General features: G+C 65.4%; 17 protein-coding genes and 1 pseudogene. 9 read left to right on the top strand and 9 right to left on the bottom strand.

Annotated features, from left to right (window positions below; genetic code table 11):
* The 9 genes and pseudogenes from ACDELDRAFT_RS05540 to ACDELDRAFT_RS05500 all read left to right on the top strand — a co-directional run.
* Window positions 1–911: glycosyltransferase (locus ACDELDRAFT_RS05540; protein WP_040328208.1), on the top strand; the 911-nt coding region annotated here is incomplete at its 5' end.
* Window positions 908–1,936 carry a glycosyltransferase family 2 protein gene (locus ACDELDRAFT_RS05535; RefSeq protein WP_005794335.1) on the top strand — a complete coding sequence of 343 codons (1,029 nt, stop codon included), beginning with the start codon at window positions 908–910 and terminating at the stop codon, window positions 1,934–1,936. The genes ACDELDRAFT_RS05540 and ACDELDRAFT_RS05535, both read left to right, overlap by 4 nt.
* The gene (locus tag ACDELDRAFT_RS05530) at window positions 1,933–2,631 is read left to right on the top strand and encodes a class I SAM-dependent methyltransferase (RefSeq protein WP_005794332.1); all 699 of its coding nucleotides are present in this window, start codon (window positions 1,933–1,935) and stop codon (window positions 2,629–2,631) included. The genes ACDELDRAFT_RS05535 and ACDELDRAFT_RS05530 overlap by 4 nt, the downstream gene beginning before the upstream one ends.
* A gap of 46 nt (window positions 2,632–2,677) precedes the next feature.
* Window positions 2,678–4,018, top strand: coding sequence for a UDP-glucose dehydrogenase family protein (locus tag ACDELDRAFT_RS05525; RefSeq protein ID WP_005794330.1), 1,341 nt, complete (start codon window positions 2,678–2,680; stop codon window positions 4,016–4,018).
* Window positions 4,015–5,181, top strand: a complete 1,167-nt coding sequence (locus ACDELDRAFT_RS05520) for a DegT/DnrJ/EryC1/StrS family aminotransferase (protein WP_005794328.1) — start codon at window positions 4,015–4,017, stop codon at window positions 5,179–5,181. The genes ACDELDRAFT_RS05525 and ACDELDRAFT_RS05520 overlap by 4 nt, the downstream gene beginning before the upstream one ends.
* On the top strand, window positions 5,181–5,810 hold the full coding sequence (locus ACDELDRAFT_RS05515; RefSeq protein WP_005794326.1) for a sugar transferase: 630 nt from the start codon (window positions 5,181–5,183) through the stop codon (window positions 5,808–5,810). The genes ACDELDRAFT_RS05520 and ACDELDRAFT_RS05515 overlap by 1 nt, the downstream gene beginning before the upstream one ends.
* Window positions 5,811–5,866: 56 nt before the next feature.
* Window positions 5,867–7,411: a lysine--tRNA ligase gene (gene lysS / locus ACDELDRAFT_RS05510; RefSeq protein WP_005794324.1), complete on the top strand. Its 1,545-nt coding sequence runs from the start codon at window positions 5,867–5,869 to the stop codon at window positions 7,409–7,411.
* Window positions 7,412–7,616: 205 nt separating this feature from the next.
* Window positions 7,617–8,554, top strand: a pseudogene (locus ACDELDRAFT_RS05505) (diguanylate cyclase domain-containing protein).
* Between the two features lie 53 nt (window positions 8,555–8,607).
* Window positions 8,608–9,237 carry a mechanosensitive ion channel domain-containing protein gene (locus ACDELDRAFT_RS05500; protein ID WP_005794318.1) on the top strand — a complete coding sequence of 210 codons (630 nt, stop codon included), beginning with the start codon at window positions 8,608–8,610 and terminating at the stop codon, window positions 9,235–9,237.
* A gap of 214 nt (window positions 9,238–9,451) precedes the next feature.
* On the opposite strand, the gene nagZ is transcribed toward ACDELDRAFT_RS05500, so the two are convergent.
* From nagZ to lepA, 9 genes are all read right to left on the bottom strand, one after another.
* Window positions 9,452–10,642: a beta-N-acetylhexosaminidase gene (gene nagZ, locus ACDELDRAFT_RS05495; protein ID WP_005794316.1), complete on the bottom strand. Its 1,191-nt coding sequence runs from the start codon at window positions 10,640–10,642 to the stop codon at window positions 9,452–9,454.
* Window positions 10,643–10,726: 84 nt separating this feature from the next.
* Window positions 10,727–11,119, bottom strand: coding sequence for a holo-ACP synthase (gene acpS / locus ACDELDRAFT_RS05490; RefSeq protein WP_005794314.1), 393 nt, complete (start codon window positions 11,117–11,119; stop codon window positions 10,727–10,729).
* Between the two features lie 58 nt (window positions 11,120–11,177).
* A complete protein-coding gene (locus ACDELDRAFT_RS05485) occupies window positions 11,178–11,960 on the bottom strand; it encodes a pyridoxine 5'-phosphate synthase (RefSeq protein WP_005794312.1) in 783 nt (260 codons plus the stop codon).
* On the bottom strand, window positions 11,957–12,889 hold the full coding sequence (gene recO / locus ACDELDRAFT_RS25560) for a DNA repair protein RecO (protein ID WP_005794311.1): 933 nt from the start codon (window positions 12,887–12,889) through the stop codon (window positions 11,957–11,959). The genes ACDELDRAFT_RS05485 and recO overlap by 4 nt, the downstream gene beginning before the upstream one ends.
* Before the next feature lie 91 nt (window positions 12,890–12,980).
* Window positions 12,981–13,985, bottom strand: coding sequence for a GTPase Era (era, locus tag ACDELDRAFT_RS05475; protein ID WP_005794309.1), 1,005 nt, complete (start codon window positions 13,983–13,985; stop codon window positions 12,981–12,983).
* Complete coding sequence (gene rnc, locus ACDELDRAFT_RS05470) at window positions 13,982–14,665, bottom strand: ribonuclease III (protein ID WP_005794307.1); 684 nt, start codon at window positions 14,663–14,665, stop codon at window positions 13,982–13,984. The genes era and rnc overlap by 4 nt, the downstream gene beginning before the upstream one ends.
* On the bottom strand, window positions 14,666–15,028 hold the full coding sequence (locus ACDELDRAFT_RS05465) for a DUF4845 domain-containing protein (RefSeq protein WP_005794305.1): 363 nt from the start codon (window positions 15,026–15,028) through the stop codon (window positions 14,666–14,668).
* 32 nt (window positions 15,029–15,060) lie between these two features.
* On the bottom strand, window positions 15,061–16,035 hold the full coding sequence (gene lepB / locus ACDELDRAFT_RS05460) for a signal peptidase I (protein WP_005794303.1): 975 nt from the start codon (window positions 16,033–16,035) through the stop codon (window positions 15,061–15,063).
* Window positions 16,035–17,843 (bottom strand): translation elongation factor 4, encoded by a 1,809-nt coding sequence (gene lepA / locus ACDELDRAFT_RS05455; protein WP_005794301.1) that lies wholly within the window; start codon window positions 17,841–17,843, stop codon window positions 16,035–16,037. The genes lepB and lepA overlap by 1 nt, the downstream gene beginning before the upstream one ends.
* Window positions 17,844–18,105 lie beyond the last annotated feature (262 nt).

Below are 18,105 nucleotides of genomic sequence, written 5' to 3'. Positions count from 1 at the left end.
TCCTGCCGCCGGTGCGGCGCCAGGCCGACTGGCTGCTGCGCGTGGCCGACGCCCAGCGCCATGTGCGCGAACTGGCACCGGACATCGTGCACGCGCACTATGTCACCTCCTACGGCTACCTGGCCGCGCGCTGCGGCCACCACCCGCTGGTGATGACGGCCTGGGGCAGCGACCTGCTCGTCACGCCGCACACCCGCCCGTGGATGCGCTGGCTCACCGGCTGGATCCTGCGCCGGGCCGACCTCATCACCGGCGACTCGGCAAGCCTGGTCGAAGCCGCGCGGCAGTACCGTCCACGCGCCCCGGTGCACGAGATCCACTGGGGCGTGGACCGCGCGCGCTTCGCCCCCGCGCCCTGGGAAGACAAGGACGGCGTGCAGATCGTGAGCCTGCGCGCCTGGGAACCCAATTACCAGATAGCCACGCTGATCGATGCCTTCGAGCTGCTGCGCCAGCAAATGCCCGGCACACCGTTCCAGCTGCACCTGCTCGGTGGCGGCTCGCTCGAAGCGCGATTGCGCCGCCAGGTGCAGGCACGGGGACTCGATCAGAGCGTCCACTTCCACGGCCGCCTCGACGACGCAGGCATGGCCGCCGTGCTGGCGCGCTGCAAAATCTCGGTCAGCGTGCCCGCGAGCGACGCGACCTCCGTGGCCATGCTGGAAAGCATGGCCTGCGGTCTGGCCGTGGTGGCGAGCGACCTGCCGGCCAACCGGCAATGGATCGCACCCGAGCTGCTGGTACCCGCAGGCGACGCACGCGCGCTGGCCAGGGTTCTGCAACAGCTTGCCAGCGACGAGGACCGCATGCACCAGGTCGGGGAGCACAATGCCGAGCGCATCGCGCTGGACGGCGACCGCAAGGCGCAGATGGACCATATCGACCGGCTGTACCGGCAACTCCAGCAATGACACCCGCCACCCTGCCCCGCCTGCTGAGCGTGATCGCCCCCTGCCGCAACGAAGCGGCCTTCATCGACGCCTTCTGCGACTCGGTGCTGCGCCAGCAGCTCCCAGACGGCTGGCGCATGGAGGTGCTGATCGCCGATGGCATGAGCGACGACGGCACACGCGAGCGCCTGCAACAGGGCTGCGCACGCGACGGGCGGCTGGTGCTGGTGGACAACCCGGGCCGCATCGTCTCCACTGGGCTCAATGCCTGCATCGCGCGCGCGCGAGGCGAGGTAGTTGCCCGGCTCGACATCCACACGGTGTTCGCACCGGACTACCTGGCGCGCTGCATCGAAACCCTGGAGCGCAGCGGTGCCGACAACGTGGGCGGCCCTTGGGTCGCGCAGGGCACGGGCCCCATGGGCGAGGCCATCGCGGCGGCTTTCCAGTGCCGCTGGGTGGTGGGTGGCGCGCGCTCGCGCGACCAGGGCTACGAGGGCGCGGTCGATACCGTGTACCTGGGCTGCTGGCGGCGCGAAGCGTTCGCGCGCTTTGGCCTGTTCGACGAGGCGCTGGTGCGCAACCAGGACGATGAGCACAACCTGCGCCTGCGCCGGGGTGGTGGCCGCGTCTGGCAAAGCGGCACGATCCGCTCGGTCTACCACCCGCGCAATTCGCTGCGCCACCTCTTCGCCCAGCAGCAGCAGTACGGCTACTGGCGTCCCTTCGTGGTGCGCAAGCATGGCCAGCCGGGCTCCTGGCGCCAGCTCGTGCCCGCGCTGTTCGTCGCCGCGCTGGCGCTGTCCACCTTGCTGCTGCCCTGGACACCGTGGCCCGCCGTGCTGCTGCTGGCGCTCTACGGCAGCTACCTCGCGCTGGCCAGCCTGGCCGCAGCGCGTGCCGCCGGGGCCTGGCGCCTGCTAGGGCGCCTACCGGCCGTGATCGCTGCCTTCCACCTCGGCTACGGCTGGGGCACCTGGCAGGGCCTGTGGGATGTGCTGCGCGCACGCTCGCCCTCGTCGCGCTTCGCAAGGATCACCCGGTGAACACACCCGAGACCCGCGCCGTCGAAGACCGCTACGCACGCCGCGACCGCCACGCCGACGCACAGCGCTACAGCCTGTACGCCAACGCGGCAGCGCTGCAGGCACAGCAGGAGCGCCTGCGCGCCCTTGCCCGCCTATGGCGTGCCCATGGCTGGGCCGACCTGGTGGGCCGCCCCTTGCTGGAAGTGGGTTGCGGCAGCGGCGGCAACCTGCTGGACCTGCTGCGCCTAGGTGCCACGCCCGAACAGCTCACGGGCATTGAACTGCTCCCTGAGCGTGCCAGGGCTGCGCGCACCGTGCTGCCCGAGAGTGTGCGCATCCTGGCGGGCGATGCCTGCGCGGCGCCGATCACGGACGCCAGCCAGCAGGCCGTGCTGGCCTTCACCGTGTTCAGCTCGTTGCTCGATCCCGGCTACCGGCGGCAATTCGCACACACGCTGTGGCGCTGGGTGGCGCCCGGTGGTGGTGTGCTGGTGTATGACTTCGTCGTCAACAACCCGCACAATCCCGATGTGCGCAAGCTGCCGCTGGACGAATTGCGGGCACTGTTCCCCGAAGCCCGCTTGCATTCACGGCGGTTGACGCTGGCCCCGCCGGTCGCGCGGCGGCTGCCTGCCAGGCTCATCGGACCGGCATCGCTGCTGCTGCACCCGCTGCGCACCCACCGCCTAACCTGGGCGGTCAAGCCCCGATGAACACAGCCTGGAAACCGCCCCTGCAAGACAAGCCGAGAAACTGCACATGAAGATCACCGTTGTCGGAACCGGTTATGTGGGCCTGGTCACGGGCGCCTGTTTCGCGGAAATTGGCAACCATGTCGTCTGCCTGGACCGCGACCAGGAACGCATCGACGCCCTGCAAAACGGCCACCTGCCCATCCACGAGCCCGGACTGCTCGATATCGTGCTGCGCAACGCCCACAGCGGCCGCCTCCTGTTCACGAGCGATGTCAACCTCGCCGTGGCGCACGGCCGGGTGCAGTTCATCGCCGTGGGCACACCCGCGGGCGAGGATGGATCGGCCGACCTGCAGCATGTGCTCGCGGCAGCGCAGGCCATCGCCGAGCGCATGCAGGAAGATAGGCTCATCGTGAACAAGAGCACCGTGCCGGTGGGCACGGCGGACCGGGTGCGCGAAACCATGGCCGCCGTGCTGCGCGCGCGCGGCCAGCCAGCCAGCGTGTGCGTTGTCTCCAACCCGGAATTCCTCAAGGAGGGCTCGGCGGTGCAGGACTTCGTGCGCCCGGACCGCGTTGTCGTGGGCGCCGATGACGAACAGGCCGCGCAATCGATGCGCCAGCTCTACGCACCCTTCATGCGCAACCGCGACCGCCTGATCGTGATGGACGTGCGCAGCGCCGAGTTCACCAAATACGCCGCCAACGCCATGCTGGCCACGCGCATCAGCTTCATGAACGAACTGGCCCTGCTGGCCGAGAAGCTGGGCGCCGACATCGAGCAGGTGCGCACCGGCATGGGCACCGACCCACGGATCGGCACGCATTTTCTCTATGCCGGCACAGGCTATGGCGGCTCGTGCTTCCCCAAGGACGTGAAAGCCCTGGTGCACACGGCACGCGAAGCCGGACAGGAGCTGAGCATCCTGCAGGCCGTGCAGGCCGTGAACGATCGCCAGAAGCAGGTGCTGGTGGACAAAATCGTGGCGCGCTTCGGTTCCGATCTGCAAGGCCGGCGCTTCGCGCTCTGGGGGCTGGCCTTCAAGCCGGACACGGACGACATGCGCGAGGCCCCGAGCCTGACCATCATCGAGCAGCTGCTGGCACGCGGCGCCGAGATCGCGGCTTACGATCCGGTGGCCCTGGCCCAGGCACGCCTGGTGCTGGGCGAGCGCCCCGGCCTGCACCTGGTGGGCCAGGCCGACGCCGCGCTGGAGGGCGCGGACGCGCTCGTCATAGTGACCGAATGGAAGGAATTCCGCAGCCCCGACTTCGCTCACCTGGCCGCCACGCTACGCCAGCCGGTGGTGTTCGACGGCCGCAACCTCTTTGAACCCGCCGACATGCAGGCACTGGGGCTGGAATACCACGCCATCGGCCGCGGCGCCCCACTGAACGCACCATGACCGACACACCTCCCCCGTTTCTGCCCTTCGCCCGCCCCGACATCGGCGACGCCGAGATCGCCGCCGTCACCGAGACCCTGCGCTCGGGCTGGGTCACCACCGGCCCGAAGGCCCGCACCTTCGAACAGGCCTTCACCGACTACCTGGGCGGCAACGGATTGCAGAGCATTGCCGTCAACTCCGCCACCGCCGGCCTGCACCTGGCGCTGGAGGCGCTGGGCATCGGCCCGGGCGACGAGGTGATCGCGCCCACCCTGACCTTCACCGCCACCGTGGAGGTGGTGCGCTACCTGGGCGCCGACCCGGTGCTGGTGGACGTGGACCCGGTGACACTGAACATCGACCCCGAGGCCATCCGCGCCGCCATCACCCCCGCTACCCGCGCCATCATGCCGGTGCACTACGGGGGCCTGGCCTGCGACATGGACGCCATCCTGGCCATCGCGCGCGAGCATGGCCTGAAAGTGGTGGAGGACGCCGCGCACGCCCTGCCCACCACCTGGCAGGGCCGGCTGGTGGGACAGCTCGACTCCGACGTGACCGTGTTCAGCTTCTACGCCAACAAGACCATCACCACGGGCGAAGGCGGCATGGCCGTGACGCGCGACCCAAAACTGGCCGAGCGCATGCGCGTGATGCGCCTGCACGGCATGAGCCGCGACGCCTTCGACCGCTTCACCTCCAAGACGCCGGCCTGGTACTACGAGGTGGTGGCCCCCGGCTTCAAGTACAACCTGACCGACACCGCCGCAGCACTGGGCCTGGTGCAGTTGCAGCGCCTGCCGCAGTTCCTGCAGCGGCGCGAGCACCTCGCGGCACGCTACCACGCACAGCTGGCCGGTCTGCCCCTGGTGCTGCCTGCCTGCGCGCCGACGGGCGACGTGCATGCCTGGCATCTTTACGTTATCCGGCTGGCGCCGGACGCGTGCATGGGCCGCGACGCGCTCATCCAGGCCCTGTCGGATCGGGGCATTGGCACCAGCGTGCACTACGTGCCGCTGCACCGCCACCCTTACTGGCGCGACCGCTACGGCCTCGCGCCGGAGCAGTTTCCGCAGGCCGACGCGGCCTACCAGGCCATGCTCAGCCTGCCGCTGTTCACGGCCATGCAGGACTCCGACCAGGACCGGGTGATCGCCGCGCTGCGGGAGGTCCTGGGCTGATGGCCAAGCGCCTGTTCGATATCGCGTTCTCCCTGCTCGCCCTGCTGCTGCTATGCCCGCTGTTGCTGGCCGTGGCGCTGTGGGTGCGGCTGGATTCGCCCGGGCCAGTGTTCTTCCGCCAGCAGCGCGTGGGACGCGCAGGCCGGCTGTTTGGCATCTACAAGTTCCGCACCATGCACACCGGGGCCGAGGCCATGGGCCCGCAGATCACCGTGGGCGAGGATGCCCGCATCACCCGTGCCGGGGCCTGGCTGCGCCGCGCCAAGATGGACGAGCTGCCGCAGTTCATCAACGTGCTGCGGGGCGACATGAGCGTGGTCGGCCCACGCCCCGAGGTGCCACGCTACGTGGCGCAGTACCCCGCCGATGTGCGCCAGGCCGTGCTGTCCGTGCGCCCCGGCATCACCGACCTGGCCTCCATCGAATTCCGCGATGAAAGCGCGCTGCTGGCCCGCAGCAACGACCCCGAGCGCACCTATGTGGAGCAGATCCTGCCCGCCAAGCTGCGCCATGCGCAGCGTTACGTGCAGACGCGCTCTCTGTGGCTGGATGTGCGCATCATCGCCCGCACCGTGCTGGTAGTGCTGAGTCCGCACGCGCGCCATCCGCACAGCACTAATAACCCATAAAATCAACGGTTCGGCTGGCAACAGCCCCTTTTTCCTGCCCCGTAGCCACGGCCCCTATGTCTGAACAGAACCACGCCCCCGCCCCCCAAGACGAAAACCAGCTCATCGCCGAGCGCCGCGACAAGCTGCGCGCCTTGCGCGAGGCCCATGCTGGGAGCGCAGGCGTCGCGTTCCCCAACGATTTCAAACCGGCGCACCACGCTGCCACGCTGCAGGACCAGCACGCGAGCAAGGACGCGGAATCGCTGGAAGCCCATGCCGTTCATGTGAGCGTGGCAGGACGCATGATGCTCAAACGCGTGATGGGCAAAGCCAGTTTTGCCACCGTGCAGGACGGCTCGCTGGGCGAAACGGGGGGGCGCATCCAGCTCTACATCACGCGCGATGCGCTGGGTGAAGACTTGTATGCGGCCTTCAAGCACTGGGATCTGGGCGACATCATCGGCGCCGAAGGCACGCTGATGAAGACCAAGACCGGCGAACTGTCGGTCAAAGTGACCACCCTGCGCCTGCTGACCAAAAGCCTGCGGCCCATGCCCGACAAGTTCCACGGCGTGGCCGATCAGGAGGTCAAATACCGCCAGCGCTACGTCGACCTGATGACCGACGAAGCAGCCCGCAAGCGCTTCGTGGCACGCAGCAAAGCCGTGAGCGGCATTCGCGACTTCATGGTGCAGCACGGCTTCCTGGAGGTCGAGACGCCCATGCTCCACCCCATTCCGGGCGGTGCCAACGCCAAGCCTTTCGTGACGCACCACAACGCGCTGGAGCAGGAGATGTACCTGCGCATTGCGCCCGAGCTGTACTTGAAGCGCCTGCTCGTGGGCGGCTTCGAGCGCGTGTTCGAGATCAACCGCAACTTCCGCAACGAAGGCATCTCGGTGCGCCACAACCCCGAGTTCACGATGATGGAGTTCTACGCGGCCTACTGGAACTACCAGGACCTCATGGGCTTCACCGAGCAGCTCGTGCGCGACGCGGCCCTGAAGGCCGCGGGCACGCTGCAACTCACCTACCAGGGCCGCGAGGTCGACCTGGCCCAGCCGTTCGCGCGCCTGACGATCCGCGAAGCCATCTTCCAGTACACCGAGGCCGGCGCCCACGTGGACGATGCCGCCTGGCTCATCAGCGCCCTCAAGAAGCTCGGCATGAACGAGGAGAAGGACAAGCTCTCCGCGCGCAGCCTGGCCAGCCTGCAGGTGCTGTACTTCGAGGAGACCGTGGAGGACAAGCTCTGGCAGCCCACCTTCATCATGGAGCACCCGACCGAGATCTCGCCCCTGGCCCGCGCCAATGACGCCCGCCCCGAGGTCACCGAGCGCTTCGAGCTCTACATCACCGGCCGCGAGTTCGGCAATGGCTTCTCCGAGCTGAACGACGCCGAAGACCAGGCCGCGCGCTTCCACGCCCAGGTGGCCGCCAAGGACAGCGGCGATGACGAGGCCATGTATTTCGACCACGATTTCGTGCGTGCGCTCGAGTACGGCATGCCGCCCGCGGGCGGCTGCGGCATCGGCATCGACCGCCTGATGATGCTACTGACAGACAGCCCCAGCATCCGCGACGTGATCCTCTTCCCGGCGTTGCGCCGCGAGAGCTGAATCGCTGCCGGCCAAGGCTCCGCGAGCGCGGCCTGACGGGGCCTGTGCCGGCAAACCAAAGATGCATTGGCCCGCAGGCTCTTGCGGGCGAGAAGGAGACACCGTGACAGCCCCGATACCCTTCACCCGCCCCGCAGCGCCTCCGGTAGGTGCCGTGCTTTCGGACAACCCGTTTTCCGTGCTGGTGGTGGAAGACATGGAATCGATGCGCGCCGCCCTGGTGGCCGAGCTGCGCCATGCGGGCGTGGCCACGGTTCTCGAGGCACCCGAAGGAGCGCTCGCGCTGCACCTGTTCAAGACACGCCGACCGGATCTGGTGCTGCTCGACATCAAACTTCCGGGCAAGGACGGCTACTGGGTGGCGCAGCAGATGCGCGAGGCCGAGCCTGGCGACTGGACCCCCATCATCTTCCTGTCGGGCCTGGACAGTGATCTGGACGTCTGGCGGGGCATCGAGGTGGGCGGTGACGATTATCTGGTCAAGCCCGTCAAACCCATCGTCCTGATGGCCAAGCTGCGCGCCATGCGCCGGCTGCTGGACATGCGCCGGCGGCTGGTTTCGGTTTCGGCCGAGCTGCACCAGGCCAATCAGCGCCTCAACGAAATGGTCGAGGTGGACGCCCTCACGGGTCTCGTCAACCGCCGCGGGTTTGACCGCATCCTGCACAACGAGATCCTGGCGGCCCGGCGCGATGGTACGCCGCTCACGCTGATGCTGTGCGACCTGGACCATTTCAAGCTCTACAACGATGCCAGCGGGCATGTACAGGGCGATGCCTGCCTGAAGGAAGTGGGCCGCGTTCTGCGCGAGGTGTGCGTGCGGCCGCGGGACGTGGCTTTCCGTTATGGCGGTGAGGAATTTGCGTTGATCCTGCCCCAAACCCCCGCTCGGGGGCCATGACGTTCGCCCGCGCGCTGGGGCAATTGCTCAAGGTGCGCGCCATTCCCCATGCCGACTCGCCCCTGGGCGCCACGCTGACGCTCTCGGGCGGCATCACCACCTGCGTGCCCGATGAGAACACCAATGCGGAAAGCATGATCATGCGTGCCGACGAGGCCCTCTACGCAGCCAAGGCGCAAGGGCGTAACCGCTTCTTCAGCTTCGAAATGCAGATGGACACCGTGGAGCAACTGCACGGCTGATCCGCCAGGCGCTGCAATTCCGTGTCCATTTCGCGTGCACCGGCCCATCTTCCATGCGCAGTCTGAAGTTGCATCTGCCCGAGTGGGTCCAGGATTGGCTCGAGATCATTGTTCCAGGCACCCAGATCCTGCTGATCCTGCTGGCGGCCTGGGCGCTGCAGCGCCTGCTGCGTCGCTTGCTGGTTCGCGCCAGCGTACGCTACCAGTTGCCGGCCGAACTGCTGGCCCCCATCAAGGGGCTGGTGCGCTGGACCATTATGGTCAGCGCCCTGCTGCTGGTGCTGGAGCGGCTGGGGGTATCAGCCACGGTGCTGTGGACAGCCCTGACGGGCTTCGCCACCGTGGGCGCCGTGGCATTCTTCGCGGCCTGGAGCGTGCTGTCGAATCTGTTCTGTGCGCTGCTCATCTTCACTGCGCGCCCTTTCAGGGTGGGCGACTACATCGAAGTGCTCGACACCGGTGAAAAAACCGGAACGCGGGGCCGCGTGGTCGATATCAACCTGCTCTACACCACCCTCGAAGACCACCAGACGGATGCTCCGCAAAGCGCATGGCTACAGGTGCCCAACGCGCTTGTGTTCCAGCGCGTGGTGCGGCGCTGGAAAGAGCCGCCTCTGCCGCCGACGGTGCCACCACAGGCCGTTGGCAATCCACCCGCCGGATCAGACGGCCGAGGCCTCTGAACAAGACGCTCTGCCCACGCTCGGATGCGGGCGTTTGCCCTCGAGCCAGCAGCTTTGCCGATGCCAAAGCCCCGGATGCCCGTGCCACCCCAGGCACCAAACCGCCGGGCTTTCGGCCTTGGGCCCGTCCCTTGAACACCCAGCCCCGGCCGAAGGCGGCGCGCGCTGGGCATCAACGCCCACGGCGGCACGGCCTGCCTCGCACCACCACCCCTCAAGGCAGCAAGTCGAGGGCCTGGCGATAGGCAGGCTGGTACATCAGTTCATCCCACGGCTGCGGCAGGGTCTGGGGCAGCAGTGCCAGCCGGCGCGCTTCGCTGTCCACACTGGACTGCCAGCGACCGCGCGCCTGCGCCTCGGTAAGGCCGTCGAGCAGTTCGTCGACCGCGCTGCCACCTCCCAGGCTCTGGTTGCACAGCAGCACGAGATCGCAGCCGGCCTCCAGGGCCGCGATGGCCGCGTCGGTATACCTGACGACCTCTCCGTCGATGCGGCGCGCGCCTGCCATGCTGAGATCGTCGCTGAAGATGGCGCCGTCGAAATGCATTTGCCGGCGCAGGATGTCCTGCAGCCAGCGCCGCGAAAAGCCGGCCGGGCGGCTGTCCACCCGGGGGTAGATCACGTGGGCCGGCATCACGCTGGTGAGCGTGCTGCTGAGCCATGCATACGGTGCGGCGTCGTCGGCCAGGATGGCCTTGAAGCTGCGCCGGTCCACGGGCACCTCGGTGTGCGAGTCGGCCTTCACATGACCGTGCCCCGGGAAATGCTTGCCACAGTGGGCCATGCCCGCTTGCAGCAACCCGTGCATGAGGCTCTTGGCCAGCAGTGCCACCACGCGGGGATCGCTGTGGAACGCGCGGTCACCGATGACGCCGCTGCGGGACGTAGCGGCCTGCCCTCGGCTTGTCGACCCAGCGCGCGGCGCCCCATGGGCTGCGGGGCCGGGCCGGGCGGCACCGACCGCCTGGGGCGCATCGTCCGGCCAGTCGAGGTCCAGCACGGGCGTGAAACTGAAATCCACACCACAGGCCCGCAGCTCGGTGCCCAATACGTAGCCCGCAGCTGTAGCGGCGTTGGTGGCCCGCAAGGCACCGCTGCCTGGCACCGCCCTGGCGCCCTTGCCATCGTCCAACCACATTTCGCCAAAGGCGCGCATGGGCGGCAAGTGGGTGAAGCCGTCGGTGCGAAAGCGTTGCACGCGGCCGCCTTCATGGTCCACGCAGATCAGCAGGTCGTCCCGCACGGCCTTGATGCTGCTGGTGAGCTGCAGCAACTGGGCGCGGTTCTCCCAGTTGCGGGCAAAGAGGATGACCCCGCCGGTCAGCGGATGGGCCAGGCGGCGGCGGTCGTCGGGGCTGAGGGCCGTGCCGGCCACATCAAGGATCAGGGGGGCGTGTTCGGTCATGGAAGATGCGTTGCGCACGATGAATTGCTATTTAACTGATAGCTCTGCGCGCTCACCTGTCAAGCGCAAGAGCACGATTTGGCATCAAATTTTCTCGACCACACAGAAGCTGGCGGCATAGTCGGTTTCGTCGGTCACGCTCAGGTGGGCCTGCAGGCCCCGGGCATCGAACCATTCCTTCAGGGCGCCGTGCAGCACGATGACGGGCTGACCGGTCGGCAGCTTGGCCACTTCGCAGTGCCGCCAGGCCATGGGCATGCGCATGCCCAGCCCGATCGCCTTGCTGAAGGCTTCCTTGGCCGAGAAACGCGTGGCCAGGTAGCGCAGGCCACGGTCGGGCCAGCGGCTGCTGCGCTCGCGCCAGGTGGCCAGCTCACCGTCGGCCAGCACCCGCTCGGCAAAACGTTCGCCGTGGCGGGCCAGGCTGGCCTCGATGCGGCGCACATCGCAGATGTCGGTGCCAATGCCGTAAATCATGGATGGAGTGTTGAAGTGAGCACCAGCGCTTTTACTGCGGACGTTGGCAGCTATCAAATCAGGAGTTTTCTGATACCCCGAAACCTGCAGTGATACAGGCCAGGTAGGCACGCACGGTGGCGGCATAGCCCAGTTCGAGGGCGTCGGCAATCAGCGCATGGCCGATCGAAACTTCCAGCACCCCGGGCACTTCGCGCACGAAGGCTGCAAGGTTGTCCCGGTTCAGATCATGGCCGGCGTTCACGCCCAGTCCCGCATCGAGAGCGGCCTGCGCAGCATCGGCATAGCGTCGAAGTTCGGCAGCCTGTTGCGGCGTGCCCCAGGCCGCTGCAAACGGCTCGGTGTAAAGCTCCACCCGGTCGGCTCCCACAGCCCGGGCGGCCGCCATCTGCCCAGGCACTGGGTCCATGAACAGGCTCACGCGCACGCCCAGGCTGCGGCACTCGGCCACCAGGGGCGCCAAGCGTTCGGCATCTTGCGGAAAGCTCCAGCCGTGATCGCTCGTGAACTGGTCTTCGCTGTCGGGCACAAAGGTCGCCTGGTGCGGGCGCACCTGGCGGATGAATTCCATCAGATTCTGCGACGGGTTGCCCTCGACGTTGTATTCGCGGTCGGGCCAGGCCTTCATCAACGCCGCCAGCTCGAACACATCCTGGCTGCGGATGTGCCGCTCATCGGGCCGGGGGTGCACCGTGATGCCCTGGGCCCCGGCCTGCAGGCACAGCTCGGCTGCGCGAGTGACACTGGGTATGCCCAGGTGGCGCGTGTTGCGCACGAGGGCGACCTTGTTGACGTTGACCGACAAGGCGGTGCGATGCTGGGGGTGTTGAGAGCTGTTCATAAGGACTGTAGGTCGATCATGAGCTGGCGCGTGCGCAGCGTGGGGCTGCCGCAATGGTATTGCAGCAGAACCCGCAACTGCGGCTTGAGTTCTGTGGCAAAGGGTGCACACGCCCGCAAAGTGGCCGTGTAGCTGCCCACCGCATCCAGGGCATGCTGCAACGCCAGCCACTGGCTGCCGAGAAGGCCCGCGCGGTCATTGGAGGAGGCGGTCCGCAAGCCGCCCTCGGGCACCAGTGTGTAACGCACGCTGGGTTGCAACGGAGCGAAGGTCATGGTCTGGGCATCCAGGCTGGGCAGCAGGCCGATTTCGCGCAACAAGAGCAGCTCGAAGCTGCGCAGCACGGGCTCGAGAAGGCTATCGGTTGCGAGAGCTGCGGGCTGCTGCGCATCGGCCGGAGCCGCTCTTTCAGCGCCATCTTCTTGCCCCGGCGCCGCGGCGTGGGCCGGCAAAGCCTGCATAAGCGGCCACGGCCCCGGCCCGCTCACGCCATCGGCACCCGCAGGCCGCGTGCCCCCTGGCGCACCGCCATGGACGCTGGCGAGCACGCGGACCACGCCGGCGTAGGCATCGAACAATGCGGGGTGCGGGTCGTCCCGTGCCAGCAGACGCAACAGCAACTCGTTGAGGTACATGCCCGAGAGCAAGGCGTCGCCGGTGGGCATCACGTGTCCGCCCACCCATTCGGCCCCCTTGAGCGTATGCACTTCGGCACTGCCGTCGCCGCCCAGCGTGTAGGTCACCAGAAGGGGCTGCAGCGGCAACAGCACGGGGCGGAAGTTGGAACTGGGTTTTTTCGCCCCCTTGGCCACCAGCGCCACGCGCCCATGGTGGCGGCAGAAAACTTCCAGAATCAGGCTCGACTCGCTCCAGTCGTAGCTGTGCAGTACGAACGCGGGTTCATCGGATATGCGCTTGGCAGCGGCCATACAGCTTCAGACGGTGACGCTCAAGTGCACACCCCAGCCCCTGGTCAGCCACTGCCGCGAGGGCGCGGCAGGAGGCAGGGCTGGCACAGCGCTATTCGTAGCCAAACGAGCGCACACGCGCCTCGTCGTCAGCCCAGCCGGAGCGCACCTTGACCCACAACTCCAGGAACACCTTGGCATCCATGAGCTTTTCGAGTTCCTGCCGGGCTTCGGTGCCGATGCGCTTGAGACGCTCACCCTTGTCGCCAATGACCATCATCTTGTGGTTGTCGCGCTCCACCACGATGGTGGCGGCGATCTTCACCAGGCGCTTGTGCTGCTTGCTGGCTTCTTCTTCGAATTTGTCGATGACGACGGTCGAGGTGTAGGGCAGCTCATCCCCGGTGAACCGGAAGAGCTTTTCGCGCACGGTTTCACTGGCCAGGAATTTCTCGCTGCGATCCGTGAGCTCGTCTTCGGCATACCACCAGGCCTGCTCAGGCAGGTATTTGGCGCAGATGCCGAAAAGCCGCTCGATGTCGCCTTTGTTCTTGGCCGACATGGGCACGAACTCGGCAAACGGGTGGCGCTCCTGCATGCTCTTGAGCCAGGGTGCAATCTCGGCGCGGCGGTGCACCATGTCGAGCTTGTTGGCCACCAGCAGCGTGGGAATGCCGGGCTTGAACAACGAAAGCACCTTGGCGTCCGCCAGCGTGAAACTGCCCGCCTCGACGACAAACAGGATCAGATCCACGTCGCCGATGGCACCCATCACGGTCTTGTTGAGCGATTTGTTCAATGCGGTGGCATGGCGCGTCTGGAAACCCGGCGTATCGACAAAAATGAACTGCGTCTGCTCGCGCGTGCGGATGCCCGTGATGCGATGGCGCGTGGTCTGCGCCTTGCGCGACGTGATGCTGATCTTCTGGCCCACCAGGGCGTTCAGCAGGGTGGACTTGCCCACATTGGGCTTACCCACGATGGCAATCACGCCACAACGCTGGCCGGGCACTGCTGCGGGCGCGCCGGCAGCCGCCAGCATCGCATCGAGGTCATTTTGTGCCTGGGCGCATGCAGAGCCATCGTCTGCAGCTACATCTTTGGTAGCGTCGTTCATAATTTCTTCGCTTTCAGTGTGGCCAGCATGGCGGCGGCAGCGGCCTGCTCGCCAGCACGGCGCGAACCGCCAATGCCGCGCTCAGCAAGGCCCAACTCGGCAATTTCGCACTCCACGTCGAAGGTCTGGCGGTGCGCCGCACCGACCGTGGCCACCACGCTGTAATGCGGCAGCTTCATTTTGCGGCCCTGCAGCCACTCCTGCAACGCGGTCTTGGGGTCCTTGGCGGCGGCCTGCATCTGTGGATTGATCTCAACCCCCTGGAACAAGCGGTGCACCAGGGCTTCGGCGCGAGAATACCCCGCATCGAGGTAGACGGCACCGATCAGTGCCTCCAGGGCATCGGCCAGGATCGATGGGCGGTTCTGCCCTCCGGATTTCGACTCGCCTTCGCCCAGGCGCAGCACGTCGGAAACCTGAAGGCGCAGAGCCAGCTGGTGCAGGGTGTCCTGCTTGACGAGGTTGGCACGTACGCGCGACAGATCCCCTTCGGGCAGATCGCTGAGCCGCTGGTACAGCAGGCTCGCCACGGCAAGGTTGAGCACGGAATCACCCAGAAATTCCAGCCGTTCGTTGTGATCGGCCGAAAAGCTGCGGTGCGTGATCGCCCGCTGCAAAAGCGAGGCGTTCGAGAAATGGTGCTGCAGGCGGTCCTGCAGCGCTGAAAGAGCTGGTTGCACCTAGTTGGTCTGCGCTTCTAGACGGTAGACCAGATAGGCCGGCCCCGCCAACGCGATCTCGCGGGAATACTTGAACGACACCACGACCTTTTCACCCCGCTTGGTAACTTCCAGATCCGAGCCCCTGATCGAGTTAATGTCGTCAATGGCTGCTGCACGGTCGAATGCGGCACGGATCGCAGGCACGGTGCTCTCGGTTTTGGCCTTTTCGATGGCTTTTTTTGCAGCGTTGTATTCGAGAAAGATCGGAATGGACTGCCCCCCGATGGCAAAAGCGGCCACGGCAAACAGGCCAACAAAGATCAGCCCGAAGAACGACAAGCCGCGCTGGCGTGAACGGCTGGCTGTGCGATGGATGTTCATAACCTTACCCCCTCTTTTTGTATCTGTCATCGTCAATGAAACGAACCAATCCGTTTGGGATTGCCAAAGTTCATCCAGATAAAGAAAGCCTTGCCCACGATATTGGCTTCAGGCACAAAACCCCAATAGCGGGAATCGAGCGAATTATCGCGGTTGTCGCCCATCATGAAATAGTGTCCTTCAGGGACCTTGCAGACCACTCCTTCGACGCTGTAGCGGCAATTCTGGCGGTAGGTGAAATTGCTGGCACCTTGCACGAAGGCAGGCATGTCGGGGTTGTTCAGCAGTCGATGCGGCTGGCCTCCCAGTTGTTCCTCAAATTGTTTGAAGTAGCGCATCGAGTCCTCGTCGAAGAAGTCCGGTGCAGCTGCGGTTTCGACGGGCTTGCCGTTCACCGTGAGGCGCTTGTTCAGATAGGCCACCTCATCGCCGGGCACACCGACGACACGCTTGATGTAGTCGAGACTGGGCTGTGGGGGATAGCGGAACACCATCACATCACCGCGTGCCGGCGGCGTACCCTCGGTCACCTTGGTATGGATCACTGGCAAACGGACGCCATAGGTGAACTTGTTGACCAGGATAAGGTCTCCCACCAGCAGCGTGGGAACCATCGATCCCGAAGGAATCTTGAAGGGTTCGAACAGGAAGGAACGCAGCAGGAAAACCGCGGCGATCACCGGAAACAGCCCTGCGGTCCAGTCCAGCCACCAGGGCTGCATCAGGATGCGATCCTTGGACTCCTGCACATCCACATCCACTTTCTGGATGCCCATGCGGTCGAGTTCAACGCGGCGCTGGGCTGCGGCATCTTCGATCGCTTGCGCGGCGCGCCGCCGCCGGGGCAGGAAAACCAGGCGCTCGGCCAGCCAGTAGGCACCGGTCACAACAGTCGCCAAAAACAGCAGCAAGGCGAAGTTACCCTCGATGGCCCCCATGTACCAAGCCGCTATGTAGCCCGTAAACGCTGCCAGCACCAGCGAAGTCAGAATTTGCATGAACTGCATCAATCTTCCACCTGCAAAATGGCGAGGAATGCCTCCTGGGGCACCTCGACCGAGCCAATCTGTTTCATGCGCTTCTTGCCCGCTTTCTGCTTCTCGAGGAGCTTGCGCTTGCGGCTGACGTCGCCACCGTAGCATTTTGCCAGCACGTTCTTGCGCAGGGCCTTGATGGTTTCGCGCGCGATGATGTTTGCGCCGATTGCGGCCTGGATGGCCACGTCGTACATCTGGCGGCTGATGATCTCACGCATTTTGGCGACCACTGCACGGCCGCGGAACTGCGACTGCGAGCGGTGCACGATGATGGACAACGCGTCCACCTTCTCGCCGTTGAGCAGGATGTCGACCTTCACCACATCGGAGGCGCGGTATTCCTTGAATTCGTAATCCATGGAAGCGTAGCCGCGCGAAACCGACTTCAGCTTGTCGAAGAAGTCGAGCACGATTTCGCCAAGGGGCATCTCGTAGGTCAGCATCACCTGACGACCGTGATAGGCCATGTTGATCTGCACGCCACGCTTCTGATTGGCCAGCGTCATCACCGGGCCCACGTAGTCCTGCGGCATGTACAGGTGCACCGTCACGATAGGCTCGCGGATTTCTTCCAGCCGCCCTTGGTCGGGCATCTTGGACGGGTTCTCGACCATGATGACCTCCCCGTCAGCCTTGACCACCTGGTAGACCACACTGGGCGCGGTGGTGATGAGGTCCTGGTCAAATTCGCGCTCCAGGCGCTCCTGCACGATTTCCATGTGCAGCAGTCCGAGGAAGCCGCAACGAAAGCCGAACCCGAGCGCCTGGCTGACTTCCGGCTCGTAATGCAAGGACGCATCATTGAGCTTGAGTTTCTCAAGGGCATCGCGCAAAGAGTCGTATTCGCTGGCTTCGGTGGGGTACAACCCGGCAAACACCTGCGGCTGGATTTCCTTGAAGCCTGCAAGGGCCTCGGCGGCCGGGCCGGCATTGTTGGGGAGCTTTTTTTCGAGCGTGATGGTGTCGCCCACCTTCGCCGCCTGCAGCTCCTTGATCCCGGCAATGATGTACCCCACTTCGCCGGCCTCAAGCTTTTCGCGCGGCTGGTTGGCCGGCGTGAAAACACCCAGGCTGCCAGCCTCATATGCGGCGCCCGAGGCCATCATCTTGATCCGCTCGCCCTTGAGCAAGCGACCGTCCACCACCCGCACCAGCATCACCACGCCCACGTAGCTGTCAAACCAGCTGTCGATGATCATCGCGCGCAGGGGGCCTTCTGCATTGCCCTTGGGTGCAGGCACCTTCGCGACAATGGCTTCGAGGATTTCGTCGATGCCCATACCGGTCTTGGCCGAGCAGGGGATGGCGTCCGTGGCATCGATGCCGATCACGTCCTCGATCTCGGCCTTGGCATTGTCTGGATCGGCATTGGGCAGATCCATCTTGTTCAGCACAGGCACCACCTCCACGCCGAGCTCGAGTGCCGTATAGCAGTTGGCAACGGTCTGTGCTTCCACGCCCTGCGATGCGTCCACCACCAGCAAGGCCCCTTCGCAGGCCGAGAGCGATCGACTCACTTCATAAGAGAAGTCCACGTGGCCCGGCGTATCGATCAGGTTGAGGTTATAGACCTGCCCATCCTTGGCCTTGTACTGCAGCGCAGCAGTCTGCGCCTTGATAGTTATCCCACGCTCCTTCTCGATGTCCATCGAGTCCAGTACCTGCGCCTCCATCTCCCGGTCGGCCAGCCCGCCACAACGCTGTATCAGGCGATCGGCAAGGGTCGACTTGCCGTGATCGATGTGCGCAATGATGGAAAAATTTCTGATGTGTTTCATCAACGGAAAGCGTCAAATAATTGAATTGAAACGGCACGCACAAGAAAAAAGGGCGCGTCGAATGGCGACGCGCCCTGAACCAACAATCATTGGCAACTGCGATAGTTGGAACTTCATTGTAGGCAAAAAGCTTGTGCCCATGAGTTCCATCTCTCGCATCCACAGTGCGTTGCCGCATCGCAACAAGCATTTTATACACAAGTTATTCACAACGAACCCCAGTACGGGGCGGGACAACTTGTGGGCTAGCTGTGGACTGCAT

The organism is Acidovorax delafieldii 2AN, assembly GCF_000175235.1.
In the GTDB taxonomy this organism is placed as follows: domain Bacteria; phylum Pseudomonadota; class Gammaproteobacteria; order Burkholderiales; family Burkholderiaceae_C; genus Acidovorax; species Acidovorax delafieldii_B.
Note: the sequence above shows the minus strand (reverse complement) of the source record. Positions and strands in the feature narration are given on the sequence as shown.